General features: G+C 58.3%; 19 protein-coding genes. 8 read left to right on the forward strand and 11 right to left on the reverse strand.

Annotation, left to right across the window (positions count from 1 at the left end):
* Window positions 1–4 precede the first annotated feature (4 nt).
* Together CYR52_RS05370 and CYR52_RS05375 are read right to left on the reverse strand one after the other, a co-directional pair.
* Window positions 5–1,123, reverse strand: a complete 1,119-nt coding sequence (locus CYR52_RS05370) for an alkene reductase (protein ID WP_072929425.1) — start codon at window positions 1,121–1,123, stop codon at window positions 5–7.
* 132 nt (window positions 1,124–1,255) lie between these two features.
* Window positions 1,256–2,092 (reverse strand): MBL fold metallo-hydrolase, encoded by an 837-nt coding sequence (locus CYR52_RS05375; RefSeq protein ID WP_101828122.1) that lies wholly within the window; start codon window positions 2,090–2,092, stop codon window positions 1,256–1,258.
* A gap of 156 nt (window positions 2,093–2,248) precedes the next feature.
* Here CYR52_RS05375 and CYR52_RS05380 point away from each other — a divergent pair, with 156 nt between their 5' ends.
* Together CYR52_RS05380 and CYR52_RS05385 are read left to right on the forward strand one after the other, a co-directional pair.
* Window positions 2,249–3,139 (forward strand): LysR substrate-binding domain-containing protein, encoded by an 891-nt coding sequence (locus CYR52_RS05380; protein ID WP_101828123.1) that lies wholly within the window; start codon window positions 2,249–2,251, stop codon window positions 3,137–3,139.
* 256 nt (window positions 3,140–3,395) lie between these two features.
* Window positions 3,396–3,878 carry a glutathione peroxidase gene (locus CYR52_RS05385; protein WP_101828124.1) on the forward strand — a complete coding sequence of 161 codons (483 nt, stop codon included), beginning with the start codon at window positions 3,396–3,398 and terminating at the stop codon, window positions 3,876–3,878.
* A gap of 271 nt (window positions 3,879–4,149) precedes the next feature.
* On the opposite strand, the gene CYR52_RS05390 is transcribed toward CYR52_RS05385, so the two are convergent.
* The 3 genes from CYR52_RS05390 to CYR52_RS05400 form a co-directional block, all read right to left on the reverse strand.
* Window positions 4,150–4,719, reverse strand: a complete 570-nt coding sequence (locus tag CYR52_RS05390; protein WP_072929417.1) for a DUF4142 domain-containing protein — start codon at window positions 4,717–4,719, stop codon at window positions 4,150–4,152.
* A 262-nt stretch (window positions 4,720–4,981) separates the two neighbouring features.
* On the reverse strand, window positions 4,982–5,884 hold the full coding sequence (locus CYR52_RS05395; RefSeq protein WP_101828125.1) for a GNAT family N-acetyltransferase: 903 nt from the start codon (window positions 5,882–5,884) through the stop codon (window positions 4,982–4,984).
* Window positions 5,885–6,013: 129 nt separating this feature from the next.
* On the reverse strand, window positions 6,014–6,844 hold the full coding sequence (locus tag CYR52_RS05400) for an SDR family oxidoreductase (RefSeq protein WP_101828176.1): 831 nt from the start codon (window positions 6,842–6,844) through the stop codon (window positions 6,014–6,016).
* Between the two features lie 100 nt (window positions 6,845–6,944).
* Here CYR52_RS05400 and CYR52_RS05405 point away from each other — a divergent pair, with 100 nt between their 5' ends.
* Window positions 6,945–7,847 (forward strand): LysR family transcriptional regulator, encoded by a 903-nt coding sequence (locus CYR52_RS05405; protein ID WP_072929414.1) that lies wholly within the window; start codon window positions 6,945–6,947, stop codon window positions 7,845–7,847.
* A 93-nt stretch (window positions 7,848–7,940) separates the two neighbouring features.
* Here CYR52_RS05405 and CYR52_RS05410 read toward each other — a convergent pair whose 3' ends face one another.
* The 3 genes from CYR52_RS05410 to CYR52_RS05420 form a co-directional block, all read right to left on the reverse strand.
* Window positions 7,941–8,837 (reverse strand): dihydrodipicolinate synthase family protein, encoded by an 897-nt coding sequence (locus tag CYR52_RS05410; protein WP_101828126.1) that lies wholly within the window; start codon window positions 8,835–8,837, stop codon window positions 7,941–7,943.
* A gap of 44 nt (window positions 8,838–8,881) precedes the next feature.
* The gene (gene rluF / locus CYR52_RS05415) at window positions 8,882–9,751 is read right to left on the reverse strand and encodes a 23S rRNA pseudouridine(2604) synthase RluF (protein ID WP_101828127.1); all 870 of its coding nucleotides are present in this window, start codon (window positions 9,749–9,751) and stop codon (window positions 8,882–8,884) included.
* A gap of 108 nt (window positions 9,752–9,859) precedes the next feature.
* Window positions 9,860–10,435 (reverse strand): CGNR zinc finger domain-containing protein, encoded by a 576-nt coding sequence (locus CYR52_RS05420; protein ID WP_101828128.1) that lies wholly within the window; start codon window positions 10,433–10,435, stop codon window positions 9,860–9,862.
* A gap of 175 nt (window positions 10,436–10,610) precedes the next feature.
* On the opposite strand from CYR52_RS05420, the gene CYR52_RS05425 reads away from it, so the two are divergent.
* Both CYR52_RS05425 and CYR52_RS05430 read left to right on the forward strand, forming a co-directional pair.
* Window positions 10,611–11,498: an alpha/beta fold hydrolase gene (locus CYR52_RS05425; RefSeq protein WP_101828129.1), complete on the forward strand. Its 888-nt coding sequence runs from the start codon at window positions 10,611–10,613 to the stop codon at window positions 11,496–11,498.
* Between the two features lie 102 nt (window positions 11,499–11,600).
* A complete protein-coding gene (locus CYR52_RS05430) occupies window positions 11,601–12,593 on the forward strand; it encodes an aldo/keto reductase (protein ID WP_241506106.1) in 993 nt (330 codons plus the stop codon).
* Window positions 12,594–12,672: 79 nt separating this feature from the next.
* Here CYR52_RS05430 and CYR52_RS05435 read toward each other — a convergent pair whose 3' ends face one another.
* Window positions 12,673–13,998, reverse strand: coding sequence for an MFS transporter (locus CYR52_RS05435; RefSeq protein WP_101828130.1), 1,326 nt, complete (start codon window positions 13,996–13,998; stop codon window positions 12,673–12,675).
* Between the two features lie 360 nt (window positions 13,999–14,358).
* Window positions 14,359–15,246, reverse strand: a complete 888-nt coding sequence (locus tag CYR52_RS05440) for a LysR family transcriptional regulator (RefSeq protein ID WP_101828131.1) — start codon at window positions 15,244–15,246, stop codon at window positions 14,359–14,361.
* 106 nt (window positions 15,247–15,352) lie between these two features.
* Between CYR52_RS05440 and CYR52_RS05445 the strand changes: the two genes are divergently transcribed.
* Window positions 15,353–16,222, forward strand: coding sequence for an SDR family oxidoreductase (locus CYR52_RS05445; RefSeq protein WP_101828132.1), 870 nt, complete (start codon window positions 15,353–15,355; stop codon window positions 16,220–16,222).
* Between the two features lie 101 nt (window positions 16,223–16,323).
* Here CYR52_RS05445 and CYR52_RS05450 read toward each other — a convergent pair whose 3' ends face one another.
* Window positions 16,324–16,743, reverse strand: a complete 420-nt coding sequence (locus CYR52_RS05450) for a MarR family winged helix-turn-helix transcriptional regulator (RefSeq protein ID WP_101828133.1) — start codon at window positions 16,741–16,743, stop codon at window positions 16,324–16,326.
* Between the two features lie 246 nt (window positions 16,744–16,989).
* Here CYR52_RS05450 and CYR52_RS05455 point away from each other — a divergent pair, with 246 nt between their 5' ends.
* Both CYR52_RS05455 and CYR52_RS05460 read left to right on the forward strand, forming a co-directional pair.
* Window positions 16,990–18,417 carry a non-oxidative hydroxyarylic acid decarboxylases subunit C gene (locus tag CYR52_RS05455; protein ID WP_101828134.1) on the forward strand — a complete coding sequence of 476 codons (1,428 nt, stop codon included), beginning with the start codon at window positions 16,990–16,992 and terminating at the stop codon, window positions 18,415–18,417.
* A gap of 10 nt (window positions 18,418–18,427) precedes the next feature.
* The gene (locus CYR52_RS05460; protein ID WP_072929392.1) at window positions 18,428–18,661 is read left to right on the forward strand and encodes a non-oxidative hydroxyarylic acid decarboxylases subunit D; all 234 of its coding nucleotides are present in this window, start codon (window positions 18,428–18,430) and stop codon (window positions 18,659–18,661) included.
* The last annotated feature ends 35 nt before the right edge of the window (window positions 18,662–18,696 follow it).

Here is an 18,696-nt window from a genome sequence, read left to right on the forward strand (position 1 = left end):
GGTGTCAGGAAGAGTAAAAAGGATAATCAGTATAACCTTTTCGGGTCCCGCCATACAGCGAGGCTGTCTCTACTTTATTCAGCGGGTAGCCCGCGTTAAAACGCGCAGGTAAATCCGGATTAGCGATAAACGTGCGCCCGAAGCCGAACAGATCTCCCCAGCCCTTTTCCAGCATACGTTCGGCTTTTTCCAGGGTATAGCGGCCAGAATACATAATCGGTGAACGGAAGGTTTCCCGAAGCGCAATACGAAAACTCTCCGGCATATCCGGGCTATTATCCCAGTCAGCTTCGGCGATTGACAGATAACCCACGCCGAGTTCGTTCAGGAGCTGCGCTGCACGGATGTAGGTGGCATGCGGATCGCTCTCAACCAGCCCCAGATAGACGCGCTCTTCATCCGTACTCGAAAACAGGGGAGCAAAGCGCACACCGACGCGGTGACTCCCGAATACGGCGCTGACTGCCTCAGTCACTTCACGCAGGAAGCGCAGGCGGTTATCAAGTGAGCCGCCATATTCATCGCTACGGAAGTTAGTGTGTTCAGAGATAAACTGATTGATCAGATAACCGTTGGCTGAATGAAGCTCAACACCGTCAAAGCCCGCTTTTTTTGCGTTCTCCGCGGCGGTACGGTACATCACCACAATCTCTTTCACTTCCGCCGTCGTCAGTTCGCGCGGCGTGCTGGGTGCAGTCAGGATGCCGGCACCGGGCCCGGTTTCAATAAATACCCTGACGCCGGTAGCGGTAACCGGGGAGGGTGCCACGGGGGATTGCTTTTCCGGCTGAAGTTCGGTGTGGGAAACCCGGCCGACGTGCCAGAGCTGACAGAAAATGGTGCCGCCCTCTTCATGAACCGCATCGGTGACTTTTTTCCACCCTGCGATTTGCGCTTCGCTGTGTATACCGGGCGTCCAGGCATATCCCTGGCCGCGGGGTTCAATCTGCGTGCCTTCGGTGATCATAAAGCCGGCGCTGGCGCGCTGGCGGTAATAATCCACCATCATTTCCCCAGGGATGTTGCCGGGCTGCTCACTGCGGCAACGGGTCAGCGGCGGCAGGGCAATACGGTTACGGAGCGGGTAACCACCCAACTGCAGGGGAGCAAAAAGCGACGACATAAGTAAAATCCTTCGATAAATAAGAGGGGGCATTATATTTAAAGATTTAAATATGTAAATGTTTAGTTTGTGCTGTTTTCCAGGCAGCCCCGGCGTGTGTGCTTCCCCCTCGCCGCCATCCGCTGGTCAGCCTTATGGATAAACCACCCTGTAACCGTTCTCAACCCTGAGAAGGCGGGCAAACCCGGCATGATTAAGATGCATTCCCGCAATAAGCAGTTTTTCCCTGACAGCCTGTTCAAGGAATTTTTGCCGTGTTTCTCTGGCCTGAACGAGATCAACATCAAATGCAATGCCCACCGACGGGCAGGCTGACTGGACATGGGGAAAATGAACGAGATCGCCCCATATCATCAGGCTCTGGTCACCTGAATCAATGCGGAAGCCCATATGCCCAGGCGTATGGCCCGGCAGCCATACAGGGCGAATCCCCGGCGTTATCTCTCTCTCACCAGCCAAACGTATCTTTCCGGCATAGGCGTTTAAAACCTTACGCGCCAGAATGAAATTACGTTTGCCGCGCTCGTTGGCGCTTTGCTGTTTTTCATCATCCAGCCAGTGTTCAACTTCAAGTGGATGAAGATAAAGCTCAGCCTTTTTGTAGACAGGCCCTCCGCGTTCATCCAGCAAGCCGCCAATATGATCGGGATGGCCGTGCGTCAATAATATTGTGTCAATCTCATCAGGGTGGATGCCAAGCATCTCTTGTTTTTCCCGGAGTTGCCCGCCTACGTGGTTATGCCCACCTGCGCCGGCATCTATCAGGATAGTGCGTCCACACCCACGGATGAGGTAACAGTTGATATGGATGTGTCCATAATTCGCTATCCCGGCGCTGCGCTGGATACTTTCAGCTTCAGCGACCTGAATGCCTGACAGTAAATCCAGGGTTGCTTCCATTGTGCCATCGCTCAGCGCGATGACCTCATAACTGCCGACCTGACAGGACGGAAAAAGAGCTGATTGCATACATACCCTTAAAGAGTGAAAACGAGCAATAACGTGGAGGATGACTTTTCATCATGCTAAACAAGGTATTCCTCTGTTAAAATCGATATTATTTCACTGCTTAGTGATATTTTGTCACTGAGAATAAGGCCTGCACAGGCATTCAAGGCTGCTATCATGCCCATGAAAATCCCCAGTAGCCGCGCTCTGCTTGTCTTTGAGGCCGCAGCAAAGCACGGTAATTTCGCCCGCGCTGCGCAGGAATTGTCACTGACCGAGGGAGCAGTCAGCCGGCAGGTAGCACGCCTTGAAACCATGCTGAATTGCAGGCTGTTTGATCGTACCGGCAGTCGCGTTAAGCTCAATCCGATTGGCGCCCGCTACGCACAACAGATACGCGAAACGCTTGAACGGCTCGAAAGGGATACCCAATCCATCATGGGTATGCCGGAAGGCAGTACCAATCTGGATATCGCCGCACTGCCGACGTTTTCATGCCGCTGGCTGATCCCCCGCCTGCCCGGCTTTTACCTTCAGCACCCTGATATCACAGTGAACATTGCCGCCAGAACCGATCCTTTTATTCTTGCCGGCAGTGGCTTTGACGCAGTGGTGCATTTTGATCATCCTGCATGGGCAGGCATGCATATGCAGTTTCTTTTCCAGGAAACGCTATTGCCCATCTGTCATCCAGCACTGGTTGAGAACAAAACAGATAACGCGGAATTAAATGCGCTTCCAAGGATCCACCGTCGCCAGAATCCGCAGGCATGGCAACACTATGCGCAGGAAACCGGGATCGTGCTTGATAAGCCGGCGCAGGGCATTCGCTATGATCTCCATGAAATGTCGATTGCCGCTGCGCTGTCAGGGCAAGGCGTCGCAATGGTGCCGCGCATGTATGTAGAAAGGGAATTAAATAACGGTGAGCTTGTTGCACCCTGGCCTGAAGCCACATCATTAAGCAAAAGGTTTTTTTTAATTAAACCGGCCGAAACAAGCATTAATAACGCGGCGCTGCACGCCTTTGAGCGCTGGCTATTGGCAGAGATTAAGCAAGAAACATAACCTCGCCGGTACGGATAAACGCTACCCCCGGATCCATGTGCAGCCGTAACACCTCTTCCAGGCCACCCGCCACCCGAAGAGGGGGGCGTTAAGGCCCAATAGACCGCTTCCCGCTCCTGGCGGACATTGCACCCGCCCCAGGCGGTTCTGTGCCGGAGTGGGCATCGATCATAGAAAATGTGCCATTCTGAGCGCCCGGCGCGTATCCTGCCTGACATAATGACCCTGCGATGTGCGTACTTCTGAGGATGCCGACATGACCGCTTTTCATCAACTGACAGCCACCAGCCTGCGTGGCCAGCTCATCCCAATGGCCGACTACGCCGGCAAGCTGGTTATCGTGGTGAATACCGCCAGCCATTGTGGATTCACGCCACAATACGCAGGCCTTGAATCGCTCTACCAGAAATACGCTGAAAAGGGGCTGGTGGTGCTTGGTTTTCCCTGCAACCAGTTCGGTAAGCAGGAACCCGGCAGTGCTGATGACATCGCGCAGACCTGCCACACCAACTACGGTGTGAGCTTCCCGATGTTCGGGAAAGTGGAGGTTAACGGCAGCTCAACGCACCCGGTGTTTCGTTACCTGAAAGCCGAGTTGCCCGGCGTACTGGGCAGGCGGATCACCTGGAACTTTACCAAGTTCCTGATCGGACGGGACGGTAAACCACTCAGGCGTTTTGCCCCGATCACCACCCCGGAGAAAATGGAAGCCGCCATCCTTACGGCACTTCAACGCTAAGCGTTTCCCGGCACTGTTTGCGCCATGCAGCCTGTCGCACGGCGGCTCAGCGTGGATGCCGGGTCAACATGTTGAATGAGTGTCAGCTTGCGACTGCACATGGGCGAACATCGGGCGGCACTTTGGCATGAAGGGCCGTACCCGTACGTCAACCCTGACAACAATGACACTCCTGTCATGACATTCTGCAACACGTCGAACAAAGGGCGATCCCTGCCACAGGACCGTCAGCCCCCGGATAACCTGTTCACTGGCTTGCCGGCATAGCGGGTTACATCGACATCTGCTGGGCGGATTTCAGGTGCTGTTCAACCACCGGCGTATGCGCCTCGGCCAGGGCTTTCACATCCGGGTCCGTGATGTTTTTGGCGTCACTCTGTAGTTTCGACAGCACCATCTCGTGGTCTTTAGTGCCGGCGTTTTCCATGTACATCTTGTCAAATGCGCTGCCGCTCTGCGCTTCCAGCTTGGTGGCCATGGCTTTGTGCTCGGCGTCCGGCTCAGTCGGCAGTGCGATGCCTTTTTGCTGGGCGACCGTCTGTACTTTGGTCAAGGCACTGCCGTGGTCTTCAATCATCTTCTGGGCGAATGCTTTAACGTCACTGCTCTGGGCTTTACTCAGCGCGATCTTGGCGGCGGCGATTTCGTTAATATTGGCCTGTGCCATGTCCTTCACCGCTTTTTCATCACCGGCGCTGAGTTTGGCACCCGATGCGGCCTGGCCTGCGGCACTGGTCTGCGCGGCGCTTGCCGGCGCCTGGGCTTGCACTGCGGCAGTGCTGAACATTGCGGCGACTGCCGATGCGACGAGCAGCCCTTTCAAGGTTTGGCTCTTTTGCATGTTATTCTCCTGATGGTCATGGGGAGGGTAGGGGTCAGGTCATTAACCGTGCGCAACCTTGCAGGCAAATGACAACGGCACTATTCAGTATAGATGAACAATCCGGGGCGGCAGGAATGGCGGCAGCGGGAGGCTGAAGCTGACGTGATAGATGCCCTGAACGCTGAGAATGACAAAAAACGGCCTGAGCAAACCCAGATCAGAACAGCGCGTTTTTACCGGCGGGGGCATCATTCAACATGACGTTATCGGTAAGAGGGTTTCACGGCCGAGGTAATGCCCCTTTTTGGGCTTTTTCAAAGCCCTGTTTGTTTATCCTCATTGGCGTCACCGGCATACCATAAAAATCAAACGCCTCTCCGGTAATGTCCCCGCCAAGCTGGGTAATAATCCTGACCGTTGTATCCCGGGCTTCGATGATTATCTCGTTATTGTGCTGGAAGCATTCTTTTAACGAGGTGAGGGCTAACCGTTTGCCTATCCCCATGCCTCTGTATTCCGGCTCAACGGCAAAACGCCCCCAGTGGCACTGATCATTTTCCTGCCAGCAGGCTACGGCGCCCAGCAGATATTCTCCCGAACGCGCTACCCACCATTTGCCTGCGTATTCTTCAGGGATGCTGATGAGATGGTCAGGAATTTTCTGTTCATCAAAAAAGGTTTCACGTAAAAGACGGTCAACCTCTGAACGTTGGTTTTCCCGCAAACGCTCAATCAGGATCCTCTCCGGATTACGCGCACAGTTGCGGCGGAATGCCCCTTTACGGAACGTGCTTAAGCCTTTAACAAGGGCTTCTGCTTCATTATTTTCCATGTGCACATTGATAAAGCTCAGGTCTTTATCGGCTATGCTATTGGCTTTTGATAATGTTGCCTGGCCTGCCGTTGTGATTCGGAAGTGTTTAACCCGTTTGTCTTTTGATATAAAAAGCGACTCAACATAATCCTTCTCTATCAAAGCCGTTAACATCCGGCTTAGCGAGGCTTTATCGATAGTTAACTGAATTTGAAGCTCATTGAATGACGTTATTCCGTTTTTGAACAAATAGGTGAGAAGATGAGCCTGCGTCAATGACAGTCCCGTCCCAAAACAGTTTTTATCAAGTAACCCCAGCTCTCTGACGAGATAGCGTAATTCAGCCCGGATGTCATGAATATAAGACATAAATTCCCTTATTGTTGATACTATCAATTTTTTATTTAACATGGGGTCGCAATGTTGTCAATAATATTGGTTGATAGTATCAACAAAGTTGAATAACGGGTCTCCTGTGGCGGTGAAGCCTGTCTCTGCCTACATCTTTTGGCGATCTGCGCCGTAGGCCACGGCTTTCAGTGCGTGCAGCGCGTCCAGGCGCATCTGCAATGCCGCGTCAATATTGTCATAGGCGGTGCTGCCGAGCGGCAGGCGTAACGGGGGGCCGGCAGCATCAGCCGCGGTAATTATCGCCGTAACGCATTTTTGCGCATCCCCCTTAATCGCAAACTCACCGCTCATCAGCGCTGCCCGCAGTTTTCCTGCTGCCGTCTCACGGTACACGGGTAAGGCATCAGCGATATCCAGCCCCGCACCAAACTGCGTCGCCGTCGGCCCCGGCTCTACCAGCAAGAAGTCGATGCCGAACGCCGCCACTTCCTGCCGCACCGCTTCGACAAAACCTTCTATGCCCCATTTAGTGGCGTGATACACACTGAAACCGGGGTAAGCGATTTGGCCCCCTTCCGAGGAAACCTGCACGATACGGCCGCCGCCCTGTTGCCGCATAAACGGAATCACTGCGCGAATCAGCTGGATTGAGCCGGTGAGATTGGTCGCGATCTGCCGTTCAATCTGTCTGTCGTCCAGTTCTTCCGCTGCGCCAAACAGTCCATAAGCCGCGTTGCTCACCACCACATCAATGTGCCCCGCCTGAGCAAATGCCGCTTCAACGAGGGGCCTGATGGTGGCCGTCTTGCTGATATCAAGCACCACCACCTGCAAATTATCACCGTATTGCACGCGCATATCCTCTAATGCCGCTTCACGCCGGACACTTGCCACGACCCGATCGCCACGGGCCAGCAGGTTTTCACACATCAGGCGGCCCAGTCCGCTGGATGCGCCGGTAATCAGCCAGGTTTTCATGATTTTCATCTCCGTTTAGTGAACTGACGTTCAGCTTAAAACAAATGATTGATGGCATAATCTCCCCAAACCGGCATGAGATGGTGTGAAATATTCAACAATGAAACGCCCTTCCTGGAACGAATTACTGGCAGTAAAAACAGTGGCCGACCAGCGCAGTTTTCGCCGCGCTGCCGATGTGCTCGGGCTGAAACGTTCAACGCTCAGCCATACGATCAAAGGGCTGGAGACGGCGCTTGGCGTGCGGCTTTTCCACCGGACAACCCGAAGCGTGGCATTGACCGAAACCGGCGAAATGCTGATTGAACGCCTGGCACCGCTGCTCACCCAGATGGATGAGCTGCTGAACGACGTGACCGCCAGCGACCATCAGCCCTATGGGACACTGCGCATCAGCGCCAGTGATGCCGCGATCAGCCTGCTGCTGGAAGCCATATTGCCGGCATTCATCCAGAAATATCCGGGGATTGAAATGGATGTCGTCGCGCAAGGCCAGTTGGTGGATATTGTGGAGCAGGGGTTTGATGCAGGCATACGGCTGTTTGAAGATGTGCCTAAAGATATGGTGGCCGTTTCCCTGAGCGGGCCGTTGCGCTTTGTTACGGTGGCCTCGCCTGATTACCTGGCCTCGCGGCCTGAAATTCAGCATCCACAGGATGTCATGCAGCACACCTGCTTACGGCAGCGCCTGCCGGGCGGGAAACGTTACCATTGGGAATACCAGCAGGATGAGCAACGGTTTGCCCTGGATGTTCCGGGCAGCCTGACCCTTAACAGCAGCGCGTTAATGGTTGAGGCGGCTGTTGCCGGGATGGGCCTGGCCTACGTGCCGGAGCGCTATGCCCGGCCGTGGCTGTCAACCCAACAACTGGTAACGTTGTTAGACGACTGGACGATAGCGTCACAAGGTATGGCGCTCTACTTCCCGCAGAATCGTCATATGCCCGTCGCGTTACGGCTGTTTATTGATACGGTAAACGCGACCCTGCGCCCCCGCCATTGAGTTCCGGCCCTGGTCATAAAATCACACGGGTGAAAAGGGATACCAGGCCCTGACAGGGGGCCGCTTTGTGCCGGAAGCGGACAGCAGGGCGGGCTAACGCAACCCAAGTGCCTCAATCACCGCGGCGATCTCCGCGCAATCCTGGGCAGAGAGCGGCTTCAGCGGGCGCGGTAAGCAGGTGGGGCTAACCAGCCCCAGCACCCCTGCCGCTGCGGCCATTACGCGGAGGCTGCCGCCGTGGCGGCGGAACAGCGCCCACAGCGGTGCCAGGCGCTCAGTGAGGGCAGTAACCTGGGCCTTGTCACCACGGGCAGCGGCGTCGGTGATGGCTTTTGCCGTCTGGGGGAACAGCCCGCCACACACCGAGTACCAGACCTCGCAGCCCGCGTTCAGCCCCAGGCCCGCAAAGGCATCCCCGCTGATCCCGAGGGTCACCGTGGCCGGGATCTTTTCGCGCAGTTGCTGTACGCGGGCGTTGGCCGCGGCCGCTTCCGCAGGCACGCCGGGGATCTTGATGGAGCCAATGCGCGGCAGTGCGGCGATGCGGCCGTGCAGCTCATCAGAGAAGGTGAAATGGGTGGTGCCGGGGTTGTCATAAACGCAGACCGGCACGGAAACATGGCGCGATACGGTGTCAAACAGCCCGTAAACCTCCTCCTCCGTCAGCGTCTGGTAAGACATCGCCGGCAACAGCAGGCCATCCGCCCCGGCGTGCTGGGCATCATCCGCCAGATCCAACACCTGGCGGGTGCTGACCGCCCCGATAGAGACCATCATCGGGATCGCCCCGGCCTGCGCTTTCGCCAGCGCCGCTACCCGTTTGCGCTGTTCACGGGTCAGGTAGGCGTAGCTCCCGGTTGAGCCGAGCACGCCCAGTGAATCCACCCCCGCGGTGACCAGGCGTTCCAGAAGGCGCTGGAACCCGGCATCGTCGATGTCGCCGTCCGGTGTGAACGGCGTCAGGGGGAAGGCACTTAATCCGTTGAACATGGCAAACTCCTTCTTTTTTCGTGAGATGGAAAAGCGGGCGCGGGTCAGCGCCCTTTTTTCTTGCGGCCGGGCTGGGTAAAGCGCTTGCGCCCGGCCGGTGCGCCGCCGGATTTGTCCGCGCTTTTCGGCGCGCTGCCGGCGGGCTTTTTCACCTGCGGTTTGGCCTGCACTTTTTTCGCCGGTTTATCTTCGGAGGTGGAGTTTTCAAGCAATTTGAAAAGGTCGATCAGCTCATCGTCGGTCAGGTCACGCCATTCGCCTTGCGGCAGCCCTTTCAGGCTGATGTTCATGATGCGCGTACGTTCCAGCCTGGTGACTTCATAGCCAAAGTGCTGGCACATACGGCGGATCTGGCGGTTAAGCCCCTGCACCAGCGTGATGCGGAACACAAACGGTGCCTCTTTTTTCACTTTGCACTTTTTGGTGACCGTGCCGAGCATCGGCACCCCGGCGCCCATCCCGCGGATAAACTCGTCGGTGACCGGCTTATTTACCGTGACCACATACTCTTTTTCGTGATCGTTACCGGCACGCAGGATTTTATTGACCAGGTCGCCGTGGTTGGTCAGCAGGATCAGCCCTTGTGAGTCTTTATCCAGCCGCCCGATAGGGAACACGCGTTTGCTGTGGTTCACAAAATCAACAATGTTGTCCTGCTCACCCTCTTCGGTGGTGCTGACGATCCCTACCGGTTTATTCAGCGCGATCAACACCAGATCTTCTTCATTGCGCGCTTCAATCAGCCGGCCGTTCACTTTCACCACATCCCCGGCCGAGACCTGATCGCCAATCGTTGCGCGTTTGCCGTTAATAAAAACCAGCCCTTGTTCAATGTAACGGTCGGCTTCGCGACGGGAGCAGATACCGCTCTCGCTGATGTATTTGTTAAGACGGGTGGTTGAATGGCTCAGCATGGTTCCTCCAAAAAAAACGGACTATACCCTACGCCCGGCAGGTTGCGAAGCCTGGCCGCGGGAAATCCGCGCAGGCGGCTGAAGCGCATACAGGCCGCGGCCGTCCGGCTATTTTTGCTGCTGCCGGAAGCGGGCCACTTTGGCGCGGTTGCCGCACAGCGCCATGCTGCACCAGCGGCGGCGGTGCGCTTTGGTTTGGTCGTAGAACCACAGCGTGCATTCCGGATGCTCGCACTCCCGCACCCGCGCAAAATCCCCTTCTGCCAGCAAAGAAGCCGCCCGTTCCGCCACCGGCCCCAGCAGCGCGGCCGGTGTCTGTTCCGGATAGACGCGCGTGATGTGCAGCGCGCCGTCTTCCCCGGTGATTAACTGGTTGCAGCCCCCGGCCGCCGCCAGCGCGCGGTTCAGCGGCGTGACGTCCGGCGTGCGGCCGGCTTTTTTCTGCGCCACCAGCACCCGGAGGGTGTCACGCAACTGCCGTGCCTGATGCAGCAGCCCGCCGGGGGCAGCTGCCGCCGCGTGGCCTGCTGCCAGCCCGGCCTGCACCAGCCAGCGAAGGACATCCTCATCAGATTGCCAGGCGTCATGGGGTTCTCCCCCGGCTTGCGCCACGCTGTTGATGAAATCAAGCGCCGGGTGGTCGGCCAGAAAAAGCGGGCTGGTGGGGGTGGGGTGAAGAGACATCAGATTCCTCAGGCAGTGTTAACGTCATCTGACTGTAACCGATAAACAGCAGGATGAACAGTTACGCGCGGCAAGTTGTAACCGTTAAAAATAACATTGACAGGTTACAAGATCCCGCCATACTGAAAATGTAACCTGTAAAACGCATTTTAACCGTTACAACCCGGAGCCGCTTATGACCATGTCCCCTGATTTCCCTGTGCGTTACCTGTTTGCTGAGGCCGATGGCGTGCGGGTGTTTTACCGCGAAGCCGGTGACCCGGCTAACCCCACGCTGTTGCTGCTGCACGGCTACCCCAGTTCCTCGCACCAGTTCCGGCAATTGATCCCGCTGCTGGCAGACCGTTTCCATCTGGTTGCCCCCGATCTGCCCGGCTTCGGTTTTACCGACGTCCCGGCCGCACGCCATTATCATTACCGGTTCGACACCCTGGCACAGACGCTCACGGCGTTTGTGGATGTGCTGGGGCTGACGCGCTATGCGCTGTACGTGTTTGATTACGGTGCGCCGGTGGGGTTGCGGCTGGCGCTGAACTACCCGGAGCGGGTGAGCGGGCTTATCTCGCAGAACGGCAACGCCTACCTGGAAGGGCTGGGTGAGGCGTGGGCGCCGGTGCGCGCCTACTGGGACGATCCTTCGGCGGAAAACCGGCAAACGGTCAGCGACGCGATGCTGACCCTGGAAGGCACGACATGGCAGTACCTGCATGGCGTGAAAGACCCCTCCAGTGTGGCCCCGGAGGGGTATTACCTGGATACGCTGCTGATGGAACGCCCCGGCAACAAAGAGATTCAGCTGGATCTGTGCCTGGATTACGCCAACAACCTGACGCGCTACCCCGACTTCCAGGCGTTTTTCCGCCAGGCCCAACTGCCTACGCTGGTCATCTGGGGCGAGCACGATCCGTTCTTTATCCCGCCGGGCGCGCACGCCTATCAACGGGACAACCCCAATGCGGTGGTGGAACTGCTGGACACCGGCCACTTTGCGCTGGAAACCCATGTGTATCATATCGCTGCCCGCATCCGGGACGTGATCGGCAGCGCGATCACAAACTCGTGAACAGGAATCCACAATGCGCCGTAATCCGCTATGGTGTGTGAGGGGCAAAAAAACACGCCGCCTCACACCGGGCCGGGTTGCGGCCATTATTGGGGAGAATGAGTGTTGAAACAGAGAACCTTCGGCAAAACCGCACGCAGTGTGTCGGAAGTCGGCTTTGGGGCCTGGGCAATAGGCGGCACCTGGGGCGACGTCTCCCATGAGGATGCCAAACAGGCGCTGAATGCCGCGCTGGATGCCGGGATCACCTTTATCGATACCGCGGATGTCTACGGCGATGGCCGCTCAGAGAAGATCATCGCGGAAGTGCTGCGGGAGCGGGGAGGGGCGGCACCGTTTATCGCCACCAAACTCGGGCGGCGGCTCGACCCGCATGTGGCCGCAGGCTACAACAACGCACAGCGCCTCAACGAGTTTGTGGATCGCTCACGTGAAAACCTGGGTATCGAGACGCTGGATCTGGTGCAACTCCACTGCCCGCCGACAGAGGTCTACTACCAGCCGGAGGTGTTCGGCATCATGGATGAGATGGTCGCCGCCGGGAAAATCCGCGCTTATGGCGTCTCGGTGGAGAAAATAGAGGAGGGGCTGAAGGCGATTGAGTTCCCGAACGTCTCTTCGGTACAGATTATTTATAACCTGTTCCGCCAGCGCCCGGCGGAGTTGTTCTTCCGCGAGGCACAGCGGCGCAACGTCGCCATCATTGCGCGGGTGCCGCTGGCTTCCGGCCTGCTGACCGGCAAAATGCGCGCTGACACCGCCTTCGCCGCGGATGACCACCGCGCCTTTAACCGCAACGGCGACGCTTTCGATAAAGGCGAAACCTTCTCCGGCGTGCCGTTTGAGGTGGCGCTGGAGGCGGTGGAGGCTGTCCGCCGCTATGTGCCGGGTGACGCCACAATGGCGGAATTTGCCCTGCGCTGGATCCTGATGGAGCAGGCGGTGACGGTGGTGATCCCCGGCGCGAAAAACGCCCAGCAGGCCGGGACCAATGCCCGCGCCAGTGCGCTCCCGGCGCTGGATGACGCGACCATGGCGGCCCTGCGCGAAATCTACCAGACGCAAATCGCCCCCTGGGTGCATCAGCGCTGGTAAGCCGCGCCGCTGTCACACGGCGGGCGCACTCCCGGTATGTCCGGGGGGCGCCCGCGTTATGCCTTTCAGGGGCCGGCGATCAGCCCCGGCGTTTCACGTCCTGAACCTGCACGGCGGGGCGGTGTTTTACCCGGCCGGCGCAGGCTATCGCCAGGAGGGAAATCGCCACTGTGGCAAGCAGATACCACGCCACCGGTGCCCAGTCCCCATCATATTTTGCCAGCAGCCCGGTCGCGATAAGGGGCGCGGTGCCGCCTGCCAGCGCCGCACCCAACTGGTAGCCGAGCGTAATGCCGGTATAGCGGACATTGGCACTGAAGATTTCAGAGCAGAGCGTACCGAGCACCGCCGTCACCGGCGCCCAGAGAATGCCGAAGGCAATCACCGTCGCCAGGACGATCCCCCAGGTGGTGCCGGTGTCGAGCAGCATAAACCAGGGCACGATAAACAGGCCGAGCACAAACACACTGACCGCATACATCCGCCGGCGGCCCACTTTATCGGACAGCAGCCCCATCAGCGGGATCATGAACGTCGCCACCAGCGCCCCCAGGGTGACCGCCTCCAGCGCCTGCGATTTTTGGTAGGTGAGGGTGGTGGTGGCATAACTCACGACAAAGGTTGAGAAAATATAGAATGGCGCGGTTTCCACCACTTTCAGCCCGGCGGCAATCAGCACTTCACGCCAGTGGTGTTTGAGGGTATCGCGCAGGGGCGCTTTGGCGACGTGGCCCGACTGTTTGATTTTCTTAAAGTCCGGGGTTTCATCAATCCCTTTACGGATCCACAGCCCCAGCAGAACCAGCACGGCACTCAACAGGAAAGGAATGCGCCAGCCCCAGGAGAGGAACGCCTCTTCGCTGAACAGGGTCATCAGCGAGACGATGAAGGTGGCCATCAGCATCCCGATGGTCACGCCCGCCTGCGGGATGCTGCCGAAAAAGCCTTTGCGCTTCTCAGGTGCATACTCATAGGCCAGCAACAGCGCGCCGCCCCATTCACCGCCGATACCGATCCCCTGGATTATCCGCATCAGGATCAGCAGGGCGGGCGCCCACATGCCGATCATCTCATAAGTGGGCAACAACCCGATCATCACGGTGGCACCGCCCATCAATGACAGCGTCAGCACCAGCGTTTTCTTACGGCCAATCCGGTCGCCGATATGGGCGAAGATCACCCCGCCGATAGGGCGGATAAAGAACGTCAGGGAGAAGGAGAGATAGGAGAGGATAAGCCCGAGAACCGGGTCGACCATCGGGAAGAAAATCTTGTTAAACACCAGCGCTGCGGCGGTGCCGTACAGGAAATAATCGAACCATTCGATCGAGCTGCCCGTCAGGCTGGCAATTAATACTTTCTTATTTTTTCGTAGAACCGCCGTGCTGCTTTCTTGGTGTGTCATGACCTTTTCCCCGCCGCAATGATAAGTGAGCAGGTGTCACCCGGCATGTTTCAGGTGCAACCTGTAAGATAAAAAAAGGTTGTTAATTTGTGAAGCAACTTAGGGGGTCTGGTTATTTTTGACAAGCCGACGCGGCCGCAAACTGGTCAGATCACGCTTAAATTACCAGCAACTTTTGCTTTGGAAGGGGGGTTATACGGAGAAAGATTTTGTATACCGCTTTACCGGCAGAATAATATGCAGGTGCAACCGCATGATTTTTGGATGTTTCTGGTTATTTCAAATTAATGACAAAAAGGATGCCGCCGGCCACACTCTTCGTGGAGGGCAGCGGGGCAGGGCGGAAGGCCGGTAAACGCGTCATTCAATGAACCGGGCGAGCTCTTCAGAGGTGCCGTTGGGGAAACTTTTTTTCAGGTAGGCAAGGAAGGCTGACACCCGCGCACTCAATAACCGGCGTGAAGGGTAGAGTATCCAGAGCGCTGCTGCCGGCCCCGCGATGTCACCCCATTTCACCAGCCGCCCGGATGCCAGGTCGTTAAACACCAGAGACAGCGGCAGGCAGGCAACGCCCGCATTCAGCCTGACGGCATCGCGCACCATGATCATCGATGAAAGCGACAGCACCGGCGTCACGGCCAGGGGGGTTGGCCCCTGCGGCGTGATGATCTCCCAGTGGGATGGCGGCCCGACCGGCCCGCGGATCACCACCGGCACAGGCTCCCCTTCCGCAGGCCGCGCCTGCCTGGGGCCGGCCACCACCACCTGCCGGTCATGCAGGAAAGTCCGGCCGATCAGGGTGGCATCCTCTTTGGGGTTGACCCGGATCACCAGGTCGTACCCCTCTTCGATCATATCGATTTCACGGTCTTCGGTGGTCACTTCCAGTTGTACCCCAGGGTAGTCCCGCATAAAGCCTGCGGCGAGTTTCCCCATCGCCACCTGCGCAAACAGCAGGGGTGCACTGATCCGCAACCGGCCCCGCGGGGTACTGCCGCCGGAGGCTATCGCCGAGGCGGCTTCCTCAAGCTCGGTCAGCAACTGCCCCGTCCGCCCGTACAGCGCCCGGCCCTCTTCCGTCAGCCGGAGCGTGCGCCCGCGCTCAAACAGCCGCACGCCCAGGCTGGCCTCTAATTCTGCGACGCGCCGTGACAGGGTCGCCTTGGGGCGCCCGGTGGCACGGGCCGCTTTACCAAACCCGCCATGCCGGGCGACGAGGTTGAAATCATTCAGTGCCGGAAGGTCCATCTGTTCCACCTGTGAGACGTGATGTCTAACTATAGCGGCTATTCGCCTGTTTTTGGATCAGGGATACTCAGGGCGTCGATAGAGACAAACCTTCTGGAGAAATGCCATGACTATCCTCGTAACAGGTGCAACAGGCCGCGTCGGCCGCCATGTGGTTGAACAGCTGATCAAACGCGGCGCGGCTGTCCGGGTGCTGACCCGCGACCCGGCGAAAGCCCGCTTCCCGGCAGGGGTGGACGTCGTGCAGGGGGACCTGCTGGACATCACCGCGCTGCGTACCGCCTTCACCGGCGTCAGCGCGCTGTTTCTGCTTAATGCGGTCACGGGGGACGAATTCACCCAGGCGATCATCACCCTGAACATCGCGCATGAATGCGGCGTCCGGCGGGTCGTTTACCTCTCGGTGCTGCATGCCGATCGTTTCGTGAATGTGCCCCACTTTGCGGTAAAAGCCGGTGCGGAGCGGATGCTTGCGCAAATGGGGTTCAGCGCCACCGTGCTGCGCCCGGCCTACTACATGGATAACGAGCAGATGATCAAGGACGTCATCCTCCGGCACGGTGTCTACCCGATGCCCATCGGCATGAAAGGCGTGGCGATGGTGGATGTCCGCGACATCGCGGAGGTGGCGGCGATTGCGCTGACCCGGCGTGCAGAGGCGCAGGGCGAACTTCCCTCTGAGGTCATTAACCTGGTGGGGCCGGATACCCTGACGGGGCCGGGCGTGGCCGCGATCTGGGCTGCGTTGCTGGGCCGTCCGGTGGCCTATGGCGGCGATGACCCCAGCGGGTTTGAACAGAACCTGGCGACGTTTATGCCGCCGTGGATGGCCTATGAGATGCGCCTGATGGCCGGACGCTACGTCAGTGACGGGATGGTCCCGGAGGCGGGCGACGTCACGCGCCTGACCAGCCTGCTGGGCCGCCCGCTGCACAGCTACCGCGAGTATGCCGCCGGCATGGTGTCGGCGGGGTGAGCTGTCAGGGATGCGGCCCGTCAGCGCCATACCGCCGGGCCGCGGGCCGGCGACGTGCCGGTCACGTCTGCCGCGGTGGGGATCATGCGCGTGGCGCGGCGTTACCTTTTTTCCGCCAGCAGGGTCTGCAGCAGCGTGACCAACTCCTGTTGCTGTGATGTGTTAAGCCGGGTAAGAAAGGCCGCATCCACCGCGTCCGCCACCGGGCGCGCCTGCTCAAGCACGGCAGCCCCTTTTGGCGTCAGGGTAATCAGGCGGCGACGCCGGTCAGTCTCCCCCGGCGCGCGGTTGACCAGCCCTTTTTTCTCCATCCTGACCAGCAGCTCGGCCAGCGTGGCTTTGGTCATCAGCGCATCCCCCATTAATTCCATCTGCTCAATCGCCGGTTTTTCCGCCACCGCACACAGCACCGAATATTGCTGCTTGGTCAGCTCAGGCAGGGATTTTTGCCATAGCGCGGTATGCTCCTGAAAAAGCTGCCGCATCAGGTGAAAGGGGATATTGCCAAGGTGATTTTTCATGTAGGGATACCGGTGCCGGCCTGTAAAAGCGCAAGAATACCCTATTCCGCCAGCCCACCGGAACTACCACGCCCGATACCCGTTTAAACATTCGTGCACGAACTTTTTTAGCGGCCTGATATTGTCAGCGGCGCAATTCGGCGTTAGGTTATTTATATAGTTCGCACACGAACATATTGGCTCCACGGTTCCGCACGCGTTGCGCGTGCCCCTTTCATCGCCATGCGCCAGACAGGAGGTATCACCATGGCATTTGATGATTTACGTAGTTTTCTCAAGGCACTGGACGAGCAAGGGCAGTTGTTGCATATCGATGAAGAAGTCAACGCCGAGCCGGACATCGCCGCCGCCGCCAACGCCACCGGCCGCATTGGTGAAGGGGCCCCGGCCCTTTCGTTTACCCGCATCAAAGGGTTTCACCATGCCCATGTGGTGATGAACACGCTCGGCTCGTGGCAAAACCATGCGATTGCGCTTGGTCTGCCGCCCAATACGCCGGTGAAACAGCAGGTGGATGAGTTCATTCGCCGCTGGGATCATTTCCCCGTTGCGCCTGAGCGCCGCGACAACCCCGGCTGGGCAGAAAACAGCGTAGACGGCGAGGAGATTAACCTGTTCGACATCCTGCCGCTGTTCCGGCTTAACGACGGCGACGGCGGGTTTTATCTGGATAAGGCCTGTGTGGTGTCCCGCGACCCGCTGGACCCTGACCATTTCGGCAAGCAGAACGTCGGCATTTACCGCATGGAGGTCAAAGGCAAACGCAAACTTGGCCTGCAACCGGTACCGATGCATGACATCGCGCTGCACCTGCATAAAGCGGAAGAGCGGGGCGAGGATTTGCCAATCGCCATTACGCTCGGCAACGACCCAATCATTACCCTGATGGGTGCCACGCCGCTGAAATATGATCAGTCAGAATATGAGATGGCCGGTGCGTTGCGTGAAAGTGCCTATCCGATCGCCACGGCACCGCTGACCGGCTTCGACGTGCCCTGGGGGTCAGAGGTGATTCTGGAAGGGGTGATCGAAGGGCGCAAGCGTGAAATTGAAGGCCCCTTTGGTGAATTTACCGGCCATTATTCCGGCGGCCGCAATATGACGGTGGTGCGCATCGATAAGGTTTCCTACCGCACCAAACCGATTTTTGAGTCGCTCTACCTCGGTATGCCCTGGACGGAGATCGACTACCTGATTGGCCCGGCCACGTGTGTGCCGCTCTACCAGCAGCTGAAAGCGGAATTCCCTGAAGTGCAGGCGGTGAATGCGATGTACACGCATGGCCTGCTGGCGATTATCTCCACCAAAAAACGTTATGGCGGCTTCGCGCGCGCCGTGGGGTTACGCGCGATGACCACCCCGCATGGGCTGGGCTACGTGAAAATGGTGATCATGGTGGATGAGGATGTCGACCCGTTCGACCTGCCGCAGGTGATGTGGGCGCTCTCTTCCAAAGTGAACCCCGCCGGCGATCTGGTGCAGTTGCCCAATATGTCGGTACTGGAACTTGACCCCGGCTCCAGCCCGGCAGGGATTACCGACAAACTGATTATTGATGCCACTACGCCTGTTTCACCGGATAACCGCGGCCACTACAGCCAGCCGGTCAAAGATCTTCCCGAAACCGCGCAGTGGGCAGAGAAACTCACCGCCATGCTGGCTAACCGCAAATAAGGAGACGCAGATGATTTGCCCCCGCTGTGCCGATGCGCACATTGACACCCTGGCCACCTCGCCGGTTAACCATGTCTGGACGGTGTACCAATGCCAACGCTGCCTCTATACCTGGCGCGACACCGAACCGGCCCGCCGCACAGAGCGCGAACACTATCCCGAGGCCTTCCGCATGACCCAGCAAGACATCGATGACGCGCCGGAAGTGCCTGCCATCCCGCCGCTGCTGGCCCCCCGCGGGTAATGCCGGGGGGAACGGGGAGGCTGCCCCAGCCTGGG

This window comes from Chimaeribacter arupi, from assembly GCF_002858805.1.
Taxonomy (GTDB): domain Bacteria; phylum Pseudomonadota; class Gammaproteobacteria; order Enterobacterales; family Enterobacteriaceae; genus Chimaeribacter; species Chimaeribacter arupi.